A 14,530-nucleotide genomic window follows, 5' to 3' on the forward strand; every position below is an offset into this window, starting at 1 on the left:
CAGGAAATCCTGAGTATTCAAACAGCCAAATTAAACGAACTTAACTTATTAAAAGACAGGCTAATTGGTGTGCTGGCCCATGTTTTAAGGGCGCCTATTAGTACCCTGAGAGGTTTATTTAATTTAATGACCGATGATGCTATTACACGCGAAGAATTTATTGAAATGACCCCAAGGGTATTTAACACCCTTGAGCATACCTCTGACTTTTTAGATACCTTATTATTTTGGATAAACAGCCAGGTTGACCGCACAGAAAACACCATTAAGAGTTTTTATATTGATGATTTAATTACCCGCGAACTTGTACATATGGAGGATAAGCTAAAGCAGAAAAACATTAGTGTACACGTTAAAATGGCAACCGATGCTATTGCATTCGCTGATCCGAATGCTACAAGGATAGTAATTCATAATTTTTTAACCAATGCCATTAAGTTTTCAAACCGCAACGATATTATCGAAGCAACATCATACGTACAGGATGCTGAAGTTATATTTTGCTTAAAAGACAACGGGGTTGGAATGAGTGACGAGTTTTTAAATACGCTGTTTAAAAGCCAGGTTAACAGCTCGAATGGTACCGAAAACGAAAGCGGTACCGGTATGGGTCTTTTATTTTGCAAGGACCTAATTGAGAAACATAATGGTAAAATTTGGGCAAAAAGCAGTTTGGGGGTGGGTACAGAACTATGTTTTAGCTTACCGGTGGGGGATGAAGGGGCGGTTTGATGCTCGTAAGGTGCAAACCTAATTCACCATTCTCCCATCCAGATCAACAACCCTTGCAAACGGGTTAAGAAACTGGTTGGCCAGTATAGCAAACTCGCGGCGGGTAATGGGCCGGTTCATATCAAAATCCGAAGCGAACTTATACTTTGTTTTCCACTCCTTTTGTATAGTGGTTTGAAATGCCTGAGGTTCGGTAAGTGTTATCTCGCCGATAAAAGATAACAGGTTGCCCACGGTAAACTGTTCGCCCGGTTTATTCTTGTTGAACCATATAAACGCGCGGCTGTATATTTCTGTTAAAACAGGTTTTATTTCTGTGGTATTAACTATAGCATTTGGCAAAAAAACAAATTGCAAAGTATTGCCATTTGTTTGTTGTGTGCCTTTAAGCAATCCTGTTGCGCTTATTTGCTGTATGGCCCTAAAATAACGGTCGGTTGGGTTAATATCTTCAAAAGGCAAAATGTAACCTTTAAAGTCTAATAACTCGCCTTGTATCAGCCTTACTTTTAAATTTTTCTGGGTGGTTTTAAAAAACGCGCAAAAGGCCGCCATTGTTCCCACACCTTGTCCTGTTGCCATTTGCAGGGGTAAATTTTGCAGGCCCGGCGCAACCCCCAGGGCTTTATCAGCAATAAATAAATTATCAGCATCTTGCGCTACCAGCGCTTTAACCGGAATATAATATGCCGGAGGTAGCGGGTATTCCGCTTTAGACAACTCATCGTCTTTTTTTAAACAATCGCCCGAAACAATAGCAGTGCGGTATAAATTATCGTTGTATGCCGTTGCTGCCGGCAATTTAGCGCCTGCAGTAGTAACCACCTCGCCCGTTTCGGTAGCGTCAATTATTACTTTTGCTTTAATATAATCTGTTTTGCCATTTACGGTTATACTAACAATCCAGCCTGTTCCGTCTTTTTTAATAGCGGTATAAGGCGTATTTAGTTTTATGGCGAGATTTTTTGTAGTGTCGGCTGTTTTTTTCAGGATGGCCGCACCTGTATAAGGTTCGAATTTTAACGGCGCGTTGTAGGTGGTATCATACCCGGGAGTTTTTTTATAGAAGTCTTGTACATCTTTTCTAAACTGCCCCCAAATTCCGGATGGTAAATTACTACCTGTTGTTATAACCTCCATTTTTTGCGACTGCATGCTTTCCAGCCAACCACCTTTAACCAATAATATTGTTTTTATTTTACTGTGAGCGCATTGCATAGCCGCAGCTACCGCCCCGGGGCCGCTGCCAATAACCAGCACATCTGTTTTAATAGTTTCGGCGTAGGTGAAATAATAATTAAAAAATAGAATTAACAGGAATAATTTTTTCGCCATTTGCTAAATAAACACATATCAAAACGCTAAATTAGTGCAAACCTTTTACTCGTGATAAAAAATTCTGGACGAAAGTATTTAAACCTATGCGCCACTTTCGTATTTAGCTTTGTTTTGGTGCTTTTGTATGGCACAAGGTAGAATTAAATCCCATAACTATTGGTATGGTGAGCGGGGGGCCAAAAAATTAAATAAAAGTGGTTTGCCAAGCCAGCATTACTTTTATTGGTCGGTTTTTTGGCGAGGGTAAAACTTTAGAGACTGCAAAAATTTACCAGGATGCGACAGATTTTAATAAAAAAACATCCTACTTTGATATCTTTTAATCAAACATCAAACACTATATGAGCACAACATCAGACGAACAATTAAAATACCCTATCGGCAAATTTACGCCACCCGTATCATACACCAACGAGGATATTCACGGATGGATAAATGATATAAAAGAGCTGCCGGGCAAACTGCGCCAGGTTATAATTACGCTGAATGAAACACAACTGGATACCCCCTACCGCCCCGGCGGCTGGACGCTGAGACAAGTAGTGCATCACCTGGCTGATAGCCACATGAACTCGTTAATACGTTTTAAATGGGCGCTAACCGAAGAGAAAACGGTAATAAAAGCCTATGAAGAAGCTGATTGGGCCCTGCTGGCCGACTATCGCCTGCCGGTTGAACCTTCGTTAAAAATGCTGGAAGGCATACACCAGCACATGGTAGCTTTATTTGAAAGCTTTAGCGAAGTGCAATGGGACCGCTATTTTGTGCACCCGGAAACAGGAGCCAACGTTACCTTAAAAAGAAATTTGAGTATATACGCGTGGCATGGCAAACACCATTTGGCGCATATAACGGAGACCATAAAGAGGTTTTAATAAACAGGTATTGTTTAAATAAAAATAATAGCTTTGATTTATAAACCTAAGTCAAACCTATGACACCACGTTCTTTTTGGACCATCCTGATAAAGTTATTGGGTATCTATATTATTTTACAATCGTTAATTGCCATACCTCATTTTTTAGGCAATTTATATATTTTCACTACCCAGGCTAATATGTTGGGTAGTGAAAATATTTTATTTATTGAAGTTGCTTATTCTATAACAGTAGCTATTGTATACCTAACTATTCTTGGTTTATGCATTTTCAAAACCGATTGGTTAATTGATAAACTGCAATTAGACAAAGGCTATACCGATGAGCGCTTTGAGTTTAATATCCATCGCTCAACCATATTAAAAATAGTTGTAATGGTAATTGGCGGGTTATTGATAGCTGATAGCTTCCCTTTATTTTGCCAGCAGCTATTAGCCTATTTTCAGCAATCTAACACACTTGTATATAAGAAGTTTACAGATAGCCCCGTATCAAAGTACATAGTATTCTATTTGCTAAAAACGTTTATCGGGTTCTTTATGCTAACCTGTAGCCGAATGATAGTAAATTATATAGAGTTGAAAAGGAAAAAAGCTGATCTTGAAACAGCAGTATAAAATTTAAATAAACGTTATCACCACATCATCACTAACCGGGTGGCCGGTGCAAGTAAGTACAAGGCCATGAGCAAGATCAGTATCGGTTAGCACATCGTTAACCGCCATTTCTATTTTACCACTGGTACAAGTAGCAGTACAGGCCGAACAAATACCTGCCCTGCAGCTATAAGGCAGCTTAATGTTGTTTTGCAAAGCGGCTTGTAAAATAGATTGATTTTCGCCAACAACCAAATCATGCAGCTCATTATTAAACAGGATGCGGATATTTTTGGGCGGATAATTAACGGCGCTGCTGCTAACTGCAACCGTTTGCAGTACAAAGTTTTCTTTGCGTATCTGGCTGCTCTCTAACCCCATATATAAAAGCGTTAGCCGTACCATGCGCATATAGGTAAATGGCCCGCACAGGTAAAACTCCGCGTTAGCAAGGTTATAATGTATATTTTGCTTTACCAGTTGCTCAACATTAATATTATTGAGCCGTTTACCCTCGCTGCTTAACAGGTAAATAATTTTTAACCTGTCGGGATGTTTAACCTGCAACTCTTCCAGTTCTGTTTTAAATAAAACAGAGGCATTATCCTGGCTGCTATAAATTAAGGTAACGCGGCTTTCGCCCGGGCGATTAAACATATATTTTAATTGCGAAAATACCGGCACTATCCCGCTGCCTGCGGCAAACAGCAGTATATCTTTAGGCGTCTTAAAATTTTTAATGGTAAACCGGCCCGCGGGTTCAACGGCGGTTATAATATCGCCCTGCTTTATCTTTGTTAACAGGTAACGTGATATCTCGCCGTTGGCAATGCGCTTCACGGTTATGCTCAATAACTTTTCATCAGGCGATGAGCTTAACGAGTACGACCTTCGGATCTCCCCTTCATGGTGCATAAATACCAGCGTAATAAATTGCCCGGCTGTATAGGTAATTTTTTTGCCCGATACCTCAGCAAAATAAAATGTAGCTGTATCTGCTGTTTCCCATTTTATAACTTCAATCCTTAACTCGAGCATACTATCAGGCCCTCAATACAATTTTACCAAATTGCAATGACTTGCCCATTTTTTCAACTGCATTTGCTGCATCTGCTAACGCGAATACTTCATCAATTACCGGAACTATTTGATGTTGTGTCATAAAATCAAGCATATTCTTAAAATCTGTAGATGTGCCCATCGTGGTACCCAACAATTGCAATTGCTTCCAGAATATTTTGCGGCCATTAATAGCGGGCACGTCGCCTGCGGTACCGCCAAAAAACACAATACGGGCACCAGGATTACACAGGTCGGGGAATTTAGCAAAGCCCTCGCCAAGCGCGCTGTCTATAATCACATCAAACCCGCCGGCTAAATGCTTTAGCTCTTCGGCCCAATCCTGCGCTTTATAATTTACGCCTGCCAGAGCACCCAATTGTCGCGCCATTTCAATCTTTTCGCCCTTGCCCGACGTTACAAAAACCCTGCAACCTGCGGCAACCGCCCATTGTAGGGCAAAAGCACCCGTGCCGCTGCCTACCCCGCTTATTAGTACGGTATCGCCTTTTTGGGCCTTACCTTTAATAAATAATGCACGATAAGCGGTTAAACCGGCCAGCGGTAACGCCGCTGCCTGTTCCCAGCTTAAATAAGTGGGTTTATTGTATAGGTATTCTGCACGGGTTTTAACATACTCTGCAAAGGTGCCATCATCCGGCAACCCCAATATTTTGAAATTTGTTGATTGAAATTCTTCATGTTCACCCCAATTATTAGAAGGGTTAATTATTACTTCTTTATTCAACCAAGTTGATTCAACGCCCTCGCCTATTTCGGTAACAACACCGGCACCATCTGACCCTAATATGGCCGGATATTTTAACCCCGCGTATTTGCCTATGGTTATCCAGTAATCGCGACGGTTTAATGCCGCGGCTTTTATTTTTATTAAAACTTCGCCGGGGGCAAGGGTTGGGTTTTCAACCTCTTTCCATACTAATGGCTTATCGGGTGCTTCAAGGAGGTTGGCTTTCATAAAAAATTTAATAAAACCGTCATTGCAAGCTATAGCGTGGTAATGACGCGGGGGTATGTTATCAAAACAAAAAAAGGCAGCATATGATTGCTGCCTTTTTAAATTAGTTTATCTGCTTATATTGCTTTTGCATATAACTCAGCAACGTGGTTCCAGTTAATCACGTTCCATACAGCCGCCAAATAATCAGGGCGACGGTTTTGATATTTTAAGTAATAAGCATGCTCCCAAACATCAATACCTAAAATTGGTGTGCCTTTTACTTCGGCAATATCCATTAAAGGATTGTCTTGATTTGGGGTTGATGTTATGGCAAGTTTCTTATCGGCAGTAACAATTAACCATGCCCAGCCAGATCCAAAACGGGTAGCACCCGCGTCAGATACTTTAGTTTTAAATTCGGCGAACGAACCGAAAGTGCTTTTTATAGCATCGGCCAAAGCGCCTGTTGGCTCACCGCCTCCGCTTGGAGAAAGCAACGTCCAAAACATGGTGTGGTTATAATGGCCACCACCGTTATTACGTACAGCCGCCGGAAATTTAGAAATGTTTTTAATGATATCATCAATGCTGTGATCAGCCTCAGGTTTACCTTCCAGCGCTTTGTTTAGGTTAGTAACATAAGCCTGGTGGTGCTTACCGTGGTGAATTTCCATGGTTAGCTTATCAATGTGCGGTTCTAATGCATCAGTAGCATAAGATAACGCCGGTAGTGTAAATGCCATAATTTTATATTTTAAAAGTTTAAAAGATTGTGCAACAAATATAATGCGTGAATATCATTTTTGTTCTAAATGAATGTCAATTTATTATCAGACTATGGTCGATGGTCGATAGTCCATGGTTTACTTACCTATTAATAAATATGGTCCATTGACTATGGTCTATGGACCAATCATCGTTTACTTTTAAAAAAATTCCTCACCAGTTCCGCACATTCATTTTCGCGTATACCACCGGTTATAATTGTTTTAGGATGGGTTATTTTTTGATTAAGGCGGCCAAAACCCAGCCGGGTATCGTAGGCGCCAAAAACTATTTTCCCTACCTGGAACCAGTAGGATGCACCTGCACACATTACGCAGGGTTCCAGGGTTACATATAGTGTACAATCTTTTAAATACTTACCACCCATAAAGTTGGCAGCCGCGGTTAGCGCCTGCATTTCTGCATGGGCAGATACATCATTAAGCCGCTCGGTTAAATTATGGCCGCGGCCAATAATTTTTCCCTGGCAGGTAACAATTGCGCCAATGGGGATTTCATCTTCGGCCAAAGCAAGCTTTGCTTCCTTTATCGCCTCGTTCATAAAAAAATCATCAGGCGATAAAGCGGGTTCATCGCCAAAAGTAACATATCTCATTATATCAATTTACTGCCGTTGGGCACTTGTTTATCAATCGCGGTTAATACAATATCGCCATTTTCATCGGCAAAACCGGTAACTAAAAACTCCGACATGAAATTTGCTATCTGCTTTTTCGGGAAATTTATTACACCCACAATTTGTTTGCCGATAAGTTCTTCCTTAGTATAATGCTTTGTGATCTGCGCGCTCGACCATTTTATACCAAATTCACCAAAATCAACCCTAACCTTATAAGCCGGCTTGCGTGCGCCGGGAAAATCTGCTGCTTCAAGGATAGTTCCCACACGCAGCTCTACTTTTTCAAAATCGTTCCAGGTTATGGTTTCCAAAGTGTTTTCCATTGATTCAAACAAAGGTAATTTATTTAAAATACAGGCTGCCTGATAATTTTTAAATCAAATGAAACAAATTGATTCTTAGTGTCGTATAATAGGTTTGTTACAATATTCTGAAGATGCAAATTAAACCTAAGCCTTTACTTGTAGTGGCGGAAGCCGCAACTAGTATTAGTATTCCAGTTAAAAAAAACATCGTCCGTGTTACCAATATAAGCCGAATTTTTCCGGCTATACATGAATTACAACCATGCGGTATTGTGCTTGATTATAATTATATGGGTAACGAGGTTGAAAAGATATTGCGCCGTATCCGGTCCAATCCGTTTTATAATAATTTAAAGATATATTGCTACAAAACCAGTTCGCACACCAAAGTAGATGGCTTGTTAAGGGCATTAGGTGTACAGGAATTTATTTACGCTGAAGATAAGCAGCCGAAAGTAAGCGCTACTGTAAAAATTTTAAACAATATATTCGAAACTGTTTCTACTACTAAACTTGCTGAAGCAAGTTATAACTAATCTATCCACTCAAATTTGGTATAGGGCACTAATACCTCAGGTATTTTAATGCCTTGGTCTGTTTGATTGTTTTCTAATAATGTTGCCACTATACGTGGCAAAGCCAAAGCACTGCCATTAAGCGTATGCGCCAATTGAGTTTTCCCCTCGGCATTACGAAAACGCAGCTTTAAACGGTTACTCTGAAAAGTTTCGAAGTTTGATACCGATGATACCTCCAGCCAGCGTTGTTGCGCCGCACTCCAGGTTTCCATATCATAAGTAAGGGCCGAGGCAAAACCCATATCACCACCACAAAGACGAAGTACACGATAAGGCAAACCTAATTTTTGCAACAGGCTTTGTACATGCGCGCTCATTTGCTCTAACACTTGGTATGATGTTTCGGGGTTTACCACCTGTACAATCTCTACTTTATCAAACTGATGCAAACGGTTAAGGCCACGCACATGCGCGCCATATGACCCAGCCTCGCGACGGAAACAAGGTGTATGTCCGCAATTTTTTACGGGCAGTTCATCTGCTTTTAATATTACATCGCGATATAGGTTGGTAATTGGTACTTCGGCAGTGGGGATAAGGTATAAGTTATCTTCATTAACAAAATACATCTGCCCTTCCTTATCCGGTAGCTGGCCTGTACCAAAGCCCGATGCTTCGTTAACCATTAATGGCACGCTTACTTCTCTATAACCTGCTTTTTCGGCCTCATCAATAAAAAAGTTAATAAGCGCGCGCTGTAGTTTGGCGCCTTTATTGGTGTAAACGGGAAAGCCCGCGCCGGTTATTTTAACGCCCAACTCAAAATCTATCAGCTTATATTTAGCAGCCAGCTCCCAATGCGGTAAAGCGTTGGCAGGCAATGCTGGAACGGCGCCATTTTCCAGTACCACTTCATTGTCTTCAGGAGTTAACCCTTTTGGTACTGATGAATGCGGCAGGTTGGGTAGTAATACCAGTTTTTGATATAGTTCCTCTTCTATTGCAGCCAGTTCTTCGCTGTATTTTTTTATGTCTTCTTTCCAAACACCGGTTTTGGCTTTAATGGCTTCGGCCTCGTCTTTTTTGCCACTACGCATTAACTCGCCTATCTGTTTCGCTGCCGAGTTTGCTTCTGCGGATGTATTATCCAATTTAGCCTGGGTTTGGCGACGAGTGTCATCCAATTGGATAACTTCATCGACTAAATTAGCCTGTTTAAAATTTTTTACAGCTAAACGTTCTAAAACCTGTTCCCTGTTATCGCGGATATAACTAACTTGCAGCATTGATATTATTTTTAGGCAAAGATATAAATAAGTCGATAGTCCATAGTCTATGGTCCATAGTTATTTGAGTTTAGTAAAATTCATATGGCTATGGTTTATCGTCCATGGACTATGGACAACCTCACAACCCATGAACCAAACCGGTAAACTATACCTTGTACCCACCCCAATAGGCAACCTGGAGGATATGACCTTTAGAGCCATACGTGTATTAAAAGAGGCCGACCTGATATTGGCTGAAGATACCCGTACATCGGCCCCTATGCTGAAGCATTTTGATATTCATCAGAAAGTTTTTTCGCATCACCAGCATAATGAGCATCAATCATCTAACGAGATAGTTAAGTTTTTGCTGGAGGGCAAGAACATCGCTTTAATATCCGATGCGGGTACACCAGCCATATCCGATCCGGGTTTTTACCTGGTGCGCGAGGCTTTGAAGTATAATATAGCGGTAGAATGCCTGCCCGGCGCTACGGCCTTTGTGCCCGCGCTGGTTAACTCGGGTTTCCCTACTGATAAATTTTGTTTTGAGGGATTTTTGCCTTTGAAAAAAGGTCGCCAAACCCGCTATAAATTTTTAGCAGACGAGGAGCGCACCATTATACTTTATGAATCGCCACACCGTTTGTTAAAAACGCTTGATGAAATGGCTACTTATTTTGGATCAGACAGGCAAATATCCGTATCGCGCGAATTGACCAAGATGTTCGAAGAAACAGTACGCGGTACAGTAACCGAGGTTAAAACTTATTTTGAAACACATCCTGTAAAAGGCGAATTTGTGATTTGTGTTGCGGGGAAATAAAACCAGCGTCAGTTACTAACAATATATTTTAATGAAAAAAAACATCCTCCTTTCCATATTCTCCGGCTTGTTATTGTGGTTAGCATGGCCGCCCATGCATTATACTACCGTGTTTTTATTTTTTGGCCTGGTGCCAATGTTGATAGTGATAGAAAACATCATCAACTCCACATCAACCAAAAAAGGGAGGCGAATATTCAACACCACTTTTTTGGGATTTTTTATCTGGAACACCTTAAGTATTTATTGGGTATATAACTCTTTGAAGATAGTGGGGTCGTTAGTGGCTATCCCCATATCTCTTATACCCTATACCTTAGGGCCATTGCTAATGGCCACCGCATGTTGGCTGTATTACCGTTTAAGGCTGGCTACCAACCGTTGTTGGGGCTTAGCGGGGTTGGTTTGCTTTTGGATAGCCTACGAGTACCTGCACCAAACCTGGGACCTTAGCTTCCCGTGGATGACTTTGGGTAATGGATTTGCCGTGGCGCACCAATGGGTGCAGTGGTATGAGTACACAGGAGTTTATGGCGGCACGATCTGGATATGGGTTATTAATATCCTGATCTTCTTAATTTATATCGGGTTCCGCGAAGCGCAAACCAAACTGGTAAGACAAAAATTAATTATTGCATTTGTTGCTGTATTGATGTTGCCATTGAGTTGTTCTTTATATAGATATTATTCTTACCAAGAGCAGTCCAACCCATCAAACATAGTTGTGGCGCAGCCTAATATTGACCCGTATGCTAAAAACGGCGGAATACCTCCTTATGAGCAGGTTGCAACGCTCACCCGCTTGTCTGATTCATTAGGGCAGGTTAATACCGAGTTTTTTATATGGCCCGAAACCGCTATTCCCGATCCGATTGATGAGACACATATCCGTACCAACAGCTACTTTACACAGGCACAGCATTTTTTAAATAAATACAAAAACGGCACAATCATAACCGGGGCCGAAACCTATAAGGTATTTAACACCCGCCAAACCAAAACCGCCACTCTTTATGATGGTAACCAGTTTTTCGACAGGTATAACACGGCGGTTAGTATTGAAAATTCGGCCGAGGTGCATTTTTACCATAAATCTAAACTAGTGCCGGGGGCCGAGTCGTTACCGTTTGGTGATGCCTTATCATTTTTAAAACCGGTGTTTGATCATTTGGGCGGTGCAACCGGAAGCTATGCCGGACAGGAACAGCCAAGCGAGCTATACGCGCAAAGCGGTATAGGGGCAGCGCCGGTTATTTGCTATGAATCTATCTGGGGCGAATGGGTAGCACAGTCTGTACTTAACGGAGCGCAATTTATTGCTATTATTACCAACGATGGCTGGTGGGAAAACACATCAGGCAAGGACCAGCACCTGGATTATGCCAAGCTACGCGCCATAGAGACCCGTCGCTGGATATGCCGGTCGGCTAATACGGGTATCAGCGCTTTTATTAACCAGCGTGGTGATATTGTACAGCAAACCAAATGGTGGGTTAAAGCCGCGCTAAAACAGGATATCAACCTAAACTCCGACCTTACCTTTTATGTAAAGCATGGCGATTATTTGCCTAAAACGGCAAGCTTACTGGCTATTTTACTTGCTTTGTTTTTATTGGTTAGGGTGCGTTATAACCACCCTGTCATTTCGAAACGAGGTACGAGTGAGAAATCTTAAACGTGCGATAGGATATGGAACTATAATTTTTATCTTTATATCACAACCAACCCTGAAAAGACCGTTTTGTATATAGGCGTCACAAACGATTTAAGCAGGCGGCTATTTGAGCATACCGAGAACAAAGGAAATCCGAAAACATTTGCAGGGAAATATTACTGCTATAACCTTGTCTATTTCGAGCATTTTACTCATATCGTCTTCGCTATAGAAAGAGAAAAACAACTAAAAAAACTCCGACGCGAAAAGAAAGATGCATTAATTGATTCTTTCAATCCCAATTGGAGATTTTTAAACGTAGATGTGAGCGAATGATTTGCGAAGTGTATAAGATTTCTCACTCGTACCTCGTTTCGAAATGACACGGGATAGGGTTACTTATCCCCCTCTTCCCTGCTCAAAATAAATGCCAGCAGATCATGTATGGGTTGCTTAATGACCTTGCCAATATTTATGCCCTGGGCTTGGCAAAGGGCGGTGAGCTCGGTAGCGAAAACATAGGCTATAGAACCTACAAAATGACATTTATATTTATTGTATTCGGGATATGATCTAATATTGGTATCGATAAACTCTTGTAACCCTTTATTAATGAGTGATTTTCCATATTCGCTTCTGCGGATAACATTTAAAAACCGTGCGAACGATGCCAGATAGGCGTTTGCGCCGGGTCTTTGGTAAATGTTTTGAATAACCTCTTCTTTGGTTAGTTGGTAAGTATTGTTAAAAATGGTATTTACCTCATCGGGCATCATACCATATAAAAAATCGGTTATAAGGGCTTTGCCAAACCAGGTACCAGAGCCTTCATCGCCCAAAATATAACCCAGGCCATGTTTGCCCGAGTGAATTTCTTCTCCATCAAAAAAAGATATGTTAGAGCCAGTGCCTAATACACAACACAACCCTTTTTCGTGCCCGCAGGTTGCGTAGGCCGAACCTAACAGGTCACTGTCAACACTTATATAGGCTTTGGCAAATAACTGGCTCAGCGCATTTGATAGTATCTCGTGCCTGTCCGGACTGGAGCAGCCGGCGCCAAAAAAGTATATTTCTTTAACATCTGCATTAAAGGCCATCATTTCTGGCACCTGGTCCTGCAGTATTTTTACTATCTCTTTTTCGGTTAAAAAATAAGGGTTAAGGCCGGAGGTTTTGAATTCCCTTGCATCATGCCCGGGCTGCTTAAGCAACCAATCTGTTTTTGATGATCCGCTATCCGCAATTAAGATCATGGAGCCAATTCGTCGAGTATTTTTTTAGTAAGAGGTTTATGAATAAACTGGGTAATGTACTTGTTATCAAATGATTTCTTTATATCTGTAGGATCAAGTGATGATGAAAGTATAAATATTTTAATGTTATTCTTATCAATATCAAGCTTATCAAACGCCTGCAAAAACTCAAAGCCGTTCATTACGGGCATGCGCAGGTCCAGAAAAATAACATCGGGTTTAACACTGCCATCGCGCAGGGAATCAATAGCCTCGGCAGGCGATTGTCTAACAACTATATTTTGGGCGAAGTTACAATTGGCCAATAGCTTGCTGGTGACAAAATTATCTATGTAATTGTCATCAATCAGCAAGCAAGTGTTATAATATTCAGCCATTTAGATCTCAAAAATAACCAAATATTTGATTATTGGATATTAATATTGTTAGTAATTTGTTTTAAAGTTACTTCTGCTGCTTTTGCCTGGTATTGTGCAGCAAAGAAAGTTGATTGCGCCTGCAGGTAATTTCTTTGTGCTTCGCGTATTTCTAATGGTGTAATAGTACCTATTTTATACTTATCTAATGATATATCAAGGTTGCGTTTAGCTATCGATACATTTGACTGTCCCAGCTTCACCAGGTCTAATCCCGACAGATAAGTTACGTATAAATTACTTATTTGCGCATCAACGTTTAAACGGGTTTGTTTAATATCAATAGCCGCATTATCTATTTGTATCTTAGCGTTATGCTCTCTGCGCGATTGGTTAAAACCGTTAAATATATTAATAGACGCGGTTAAACCATAGTTTAATCCGTGCGCGTTTTGCGTTTGGGTAAATCCAGCCGGTGTTTTACTATTGGTCCATGTATAACCGCCCAATACGCCTACCGATGGATAACGTGTAGCCTGTACTTGCTTAAGGTTGATCTCGGCAATACGTTTATTAATTTCTGACGACAGGATTGCCGGGTTTTGTGATTGCGCGTTATTAATTATATCGCCTAAAACCAGTTTTTCATCAACTATGATAGTATCTGTTACCGAAAAATCGGTTTGCAGATCGCGTACCAGCAATTGATTCAAACTTATTTTTGACGCTTTAAATTGCTGTATCTGTGTTAATAGAGTAGCAGTATCTGTATTTAAATTAACTTGTGCATTCAACACATCAAGGCGTGATGCCCTGCCTACCGAAAACTTATCGTTAGCATAGCGCAGCTGAGTATGCGATATTGCAATAGCCCCATTTTGCGCCTTTATCTGCTCATACTGATTGATCAAACTATAGTAAGTTAATATTACACTGGCGGTGGTACTGATAATTGTATCCCGCAGGCTTACATCGCTTAATTGCTTTATCTGCCTAAGCTGATCAAGATTTGCAAACATGGCAAAGCCGTTAAAAATAGTCCAGTTAAGACTTGGCCCATAACTTAAATTACTGTTTTTAGCACTTGGGATATTGTTTACCGTACCGTCACTCCGCGTTTGCTGTATAGTTTGTATACTGTTATTTTGGGTCAGGTCGCCGTTAACAACGGGTAAAAAACCGGCATTACCTATGGTATTATTATTTTGCGATATGGTGCTATAGTTTTGCGCCAGTTTAATGTTATAATTATTCTTTAACGCTATTTCAACGGCATCCTTTAAAGTTAATAACGGCGCGCTCTGCCCTTTAACAGTAGCAGTGAATGCTATACAGCAAAAAATGAAGCAGGCTAATTTTTTAAGTTTCATCTGTTTTT

At 40.8% G+C, this 14,530-nt stretch carries 17 protein-coding genes; 7 read left to right on the forward strand and 10 right to left on the reverse strand.

What is annotated here, in order from left to right; genetic code table 11:
* Positions 1-732 (forward strand): HAMP domain-containing sensor histidine kinase (locus JWP71_RS15970; RefSeq protein ID WP_299501985.1); only part of this gene is annotated, 732 nt, incomplete at its 5' end.
* 18 nt (positions 733-750) lie between these two features.
* On the opposite strand, the gene JWP71_RS15975 is transcribed toward JWP71_RS15970, so the two are convergent.
* Positions 751-2,067, reverse strand: coding sequence for an FAD-dependent oxidoreductase (locus JWP71_RS15975; protein ID WP_299501987.1), 1,317 nt, complete (start codon positions 2,065-2,067; stop codon positions 751-753).
* Between the two features lie 344 nt (positions 2,068-2,411).
* On the opposite strand from JWP71_RS15975, the gene JWP71_RS15980 reads away from it, so the two are divergent.
* Both JWP71_RS15980 and JWP71_RS15985 read left to right on the forward strand, forming a co-directional pair.
* Positions 2,412-2,945, forward strand: coding sequence for a YfiT family bacillithiol transferase (locus tag JWP71_RS15980; protein ID WP_299501989.1), 534 nt, complete (start codon positions 2,412-2,414; stop codon positions 2,943-2,945).
* Between the two features lie 59 nt (positions 2,946-3,004).
* Positions 3,005-3,565, forward strand: coding sequence for a hypothetical protein (locus JWP71_RS15985; protein WP_299501991.1), 561 nt, complete (start codon positions 3,005-3,007; stop codon positions 3,563-3,565).
* 3 nt (positions 3,566-3,568) lie between these two features.
* Here the strand turns inward: JWP71_RS15985 and JWP71_RS15990 are convergent, their stop codons facing one another.
* The 5 genes from JWP71_RS15990 to JWP71_RS16010 form a co-directional block, all read right to left on the reverse strand.
* The gene (locus JWP71_RS15990) at positions 3,569-4,582 is read right to left on the reverse strand and encodes a ferredoxin--NADP reductase (protein WP_299501993.1); all 1,014 of its coding nucleotides are present in this window, start codon (positions 4,580-4,582) and stop codon (positions 3,569-3,571) included.
* A gap of 4 nt (positions 4,583-4,586) precedes the next feature.
* A complete protein-coding gene (locus tag JWP71_RS15995; RefSeq protein WP_299501995.1) occupies positions 4,587-5,582 on the reverse strand; it encodes a zinc-binding dehydrogenase in 996 nt (331 codons plus the stop codon).
* A 116-nt stretch (positions 5,583-5,698) separates the two neighbouring features.
* A complete protein-coding gene (locus tag JWP71_RS16000) occupies positions 5,699-6,307 on the reverse strand; it encodes a superoxide dismutase (protein WP_299501997.1) in 609 nt (202 codons plus the stop codon).
* Between the two features lie 170 nt (positions 6,308-6,477).
* On the reverse strand, positions 6,478-6,945 hold the full coding sequence (locus tag JWP71_RS16005; protein WP_299501999.1) for a nucleoside deaminase: 468 nt from the start codon (positions 6,943-6,945) through the stop codon (positions 6,478-6,480).
* Complete coding sequence (locus JWP71_RS16010; protein ID WP_299502329.1) at positions 6,945-7,280, reverse strand: tRNA-binding protein; 336 nt, start codon at positions 7,278-7,280, stop codon at positions 6,945-6,947. Before JWP71_RS16010 ends, JWP71_RS16005 begins: the two co-directional genes overlap by 1 nt.
* A 125-nt stretch (positions 7,281-7,405) precedes the next feature.
* Here JWP71_RS16010 and JWP71_RS16015 point away from each other — a divergent pair, with 125 nt between their 5' ends.
* Complete coding sequence (locus JWP71_RS16015) at positions 7,406-7,810, forward strand: hypothetical protein (protein ID WP_299502001.1); 405 nt, start codon at positions 7,406-7,408, stop codon at positions 7,808-7,810.
* Here the strand turns inward: JWP71_RS16015 and serS are convergent.
* Positions 7,807-9,078 (reverse strand): serine--tRNA ligase, encoded by a 1,272-nt coding sequence (serS, locus tag JWP71_RS16020; RefSeq protein WP_299502003.1) that lies wholly within the window; start codon positions 9,076-9,078, stop codon positions 7,807-7,809. The two genes, JWP71_RS16015 and serS, sit on opposite strands and share 4 nt — an antisense overlap.
* A gap of 130 nt (positions 9,079-9,208) precedes the next feature.
* Between serS and rsmI the strand changes: the two genes are divergently transcribed.
* The 3 genes from rsmI to JWP71_RS16035 are packed head-to-tail and all read left to right on the forward strand — an operon-like array spanning position 9,209 to position 11,876.
* Complete coding sequence (gene rsmI, locus JWP71_RS16025; protein WP_299502330.1) at positions 9,209-9,886, forward strand: 16S rRNA (cytidine(1402)-2'-O)-methyltransferase; 678 nt, start codon at positions 9,209-9,211, stop codon at positions 9,884-9,886.
* Between the two features lie 31 nt (positions 9,887-9,917).
* Positions 9,918-11,561, forward strand: a complete 1,644-nt coding sequence (lnt, locus tag JWP71_RS16030) for an apolipoprotein N-acyltransferase (protein ID WP_299502005.1) — start codon at positions 9,918-9,920, stop codon at positions 11,559-11,561.
* Between the two features lie 39 nt (positions 11,562-11,600).
* On the forward strand, positions 11,601-11,876 hold the full coding sequence (locus tag JWP71_RS16035; RefSeq protein ID WP_299502332.1) for a GIY-YIG nuclease family protein: 276 nt from the start codon (positions 11,601-11,603) through the stop codon (positions 11,874-11,876).
* A 59-nt stretch (positions 11,877-11,935) separates the two neighbouring features.
* Here the strand turns inward: JWP71_RS16035 and JWP71_RS16040 are convergent, their stop codons facing one another.
* From JWP71_RS16040 to JWP71_RS16050, 3 genes are read right to left on the reverse strand one after another with little or no spacing between them, the layout of a single operon-like run.
* Entirely contained in the window at positions 11,936-12,796 is an 861-nt protein-coding gene (locus JWP71_RS16040; RefSeq protein ID WP_299502007.1) for an N-acetylglucosamine kinase, read from the reverse strand.
* Positions 12,793-13,173: a response regulator gene (locus JWP71_RS16045; protein ID WP_299502009.1), complete on the reverse strand. Its 381-nt coding sequence runs from the start codon at positions 13,171-13,173 to the stop codon at positions 12,793-12,795. Before JWP71_RS16045 ends, JWP71_RS16040 begins: the two co-directional genes overlap by 4 nt.
* A gap of 29 nt (positions 13,174-13,202) precedes the next feature.
* Complete coding sequence (locus tag JWP71_RS16050; protein WP_299502011.1) at positions 13,203-14,522, reverse strand: TolC family protein; 1,320 nt, start codon at positions 14,520-14,522, stop codon at positions 13,203-13,205.
* Positions 14,523-14,530 lie beyond the last annotated feature (8 nt).

It is taken from the genome of Mucilaginibacter sp. (assembly GCF_028287845.1).
In the GTDB taxonomy this organism is placed as follows: Bacteria; Bacteroidota; Bacteroidia; order Sphingobacteriales; family Sphingobacteriaceae; genus Mucilaginibacter.

Excerpts from the sequence above, each read along its gene's own strand:
- JWP71_RS15975 (WP_299501987.1), bottom strand. The coding sequence starts at position 2,067 with ATGGCGAAAAAATTATTCCTGTTAATTCTATTTTTTAATTATTATTTC.
- JWP71_RS15980 (WP_299501989.1), top strand. The coding sequence starts at position 2,412 with ATGAGCACAACATCAGACGAACAATTAAAATACCCTATCGGCAAATTT.
- JWP71_RS15985 (WP_299501991.1), top strand. The coding sequence starts at position 3,005 with ATGACACCACGTTCTTTTTGGACCATCCTGATAAAGTTATTGGGTATC.
- JWP71_RS15990 (WP_299501993.1), bottom strand. The coding sequence starts at position 4,582 with ATGCTCGAGTTAAGGATTGAAGTTATAAAATGGGAAACAGCAGATACA.
- JWP71_RS15995 (WP_299501995.1), bottom strand. The coding sequence starts at position 5,582 with ATGAAAGCCAACCTCCTTGAAGCACCCGATAAGCCATTAGTATGGAAA.
- JWP71_RS16000 (WP_299501997.1), bottom strand. The coding sequence starts at position 6,307 with ATGGCATTTACACTACCGGCGTTATCTTATGCTACTGATGCATTAGAA.
- JWP71_RS16005 (WP_299501999.1), bottom strand. The coding sequence starts at position 6,945 with ATGAGATATGTTACTTTTGGCGATGAACCCGCTTTATCGCCTGATGAT.
- JWP71_RS16015 (WP_299502001.1), top strand. The coding sequence starts at position 7,406 with ATGCAAATTAAACCTAAGCCTTTACTTGTAGTGGCGGAAGCCGCAACT.
- serS (WP_299502003.1), bottom strand. The coding sequence starts at position 9,078 with ATGCTGCAAGTTAGTTATATCCGCGATAACAGGGAACAGGTTTTAGAA.
- rsmI (WP_299502330.1), top strand. The coding sequence starts at position 9,209 with ATGAACCAAACCGGTAAACTATACCTTGTACCCACCCCAATAGGCAAC.
- lnt (WP_299502005.1), top strand. The coding sequence starts at position 9,918 with ATGAAAAAAAACATCCTCCTTTCCATATTCTCCGGCTTGTTATTGTGG.
- JWP71_RS16040 (WP_299502007.1), bottom strand. The coding sequence starts at position 12,796 with ATGATCTTAATTGCGGATAGCGGATCATCAAAAACAGATTGGTTGCTT.
- JWP71_RS16045 (WP_299502009.1), bottom strand. The coding sequence starts at position 13,173 with ATGGCTGAATATTATAACACTTGCTTGCTGATTGATGACAATTACATA.
- JWP71_RS16050 (WP_299502011.1), bottom strand. The coding sequence starts at position 14,522 with ATGAAACTTAAAAAATTAGCCTGCTTCATTTTTTGCTGTATAGCATTC.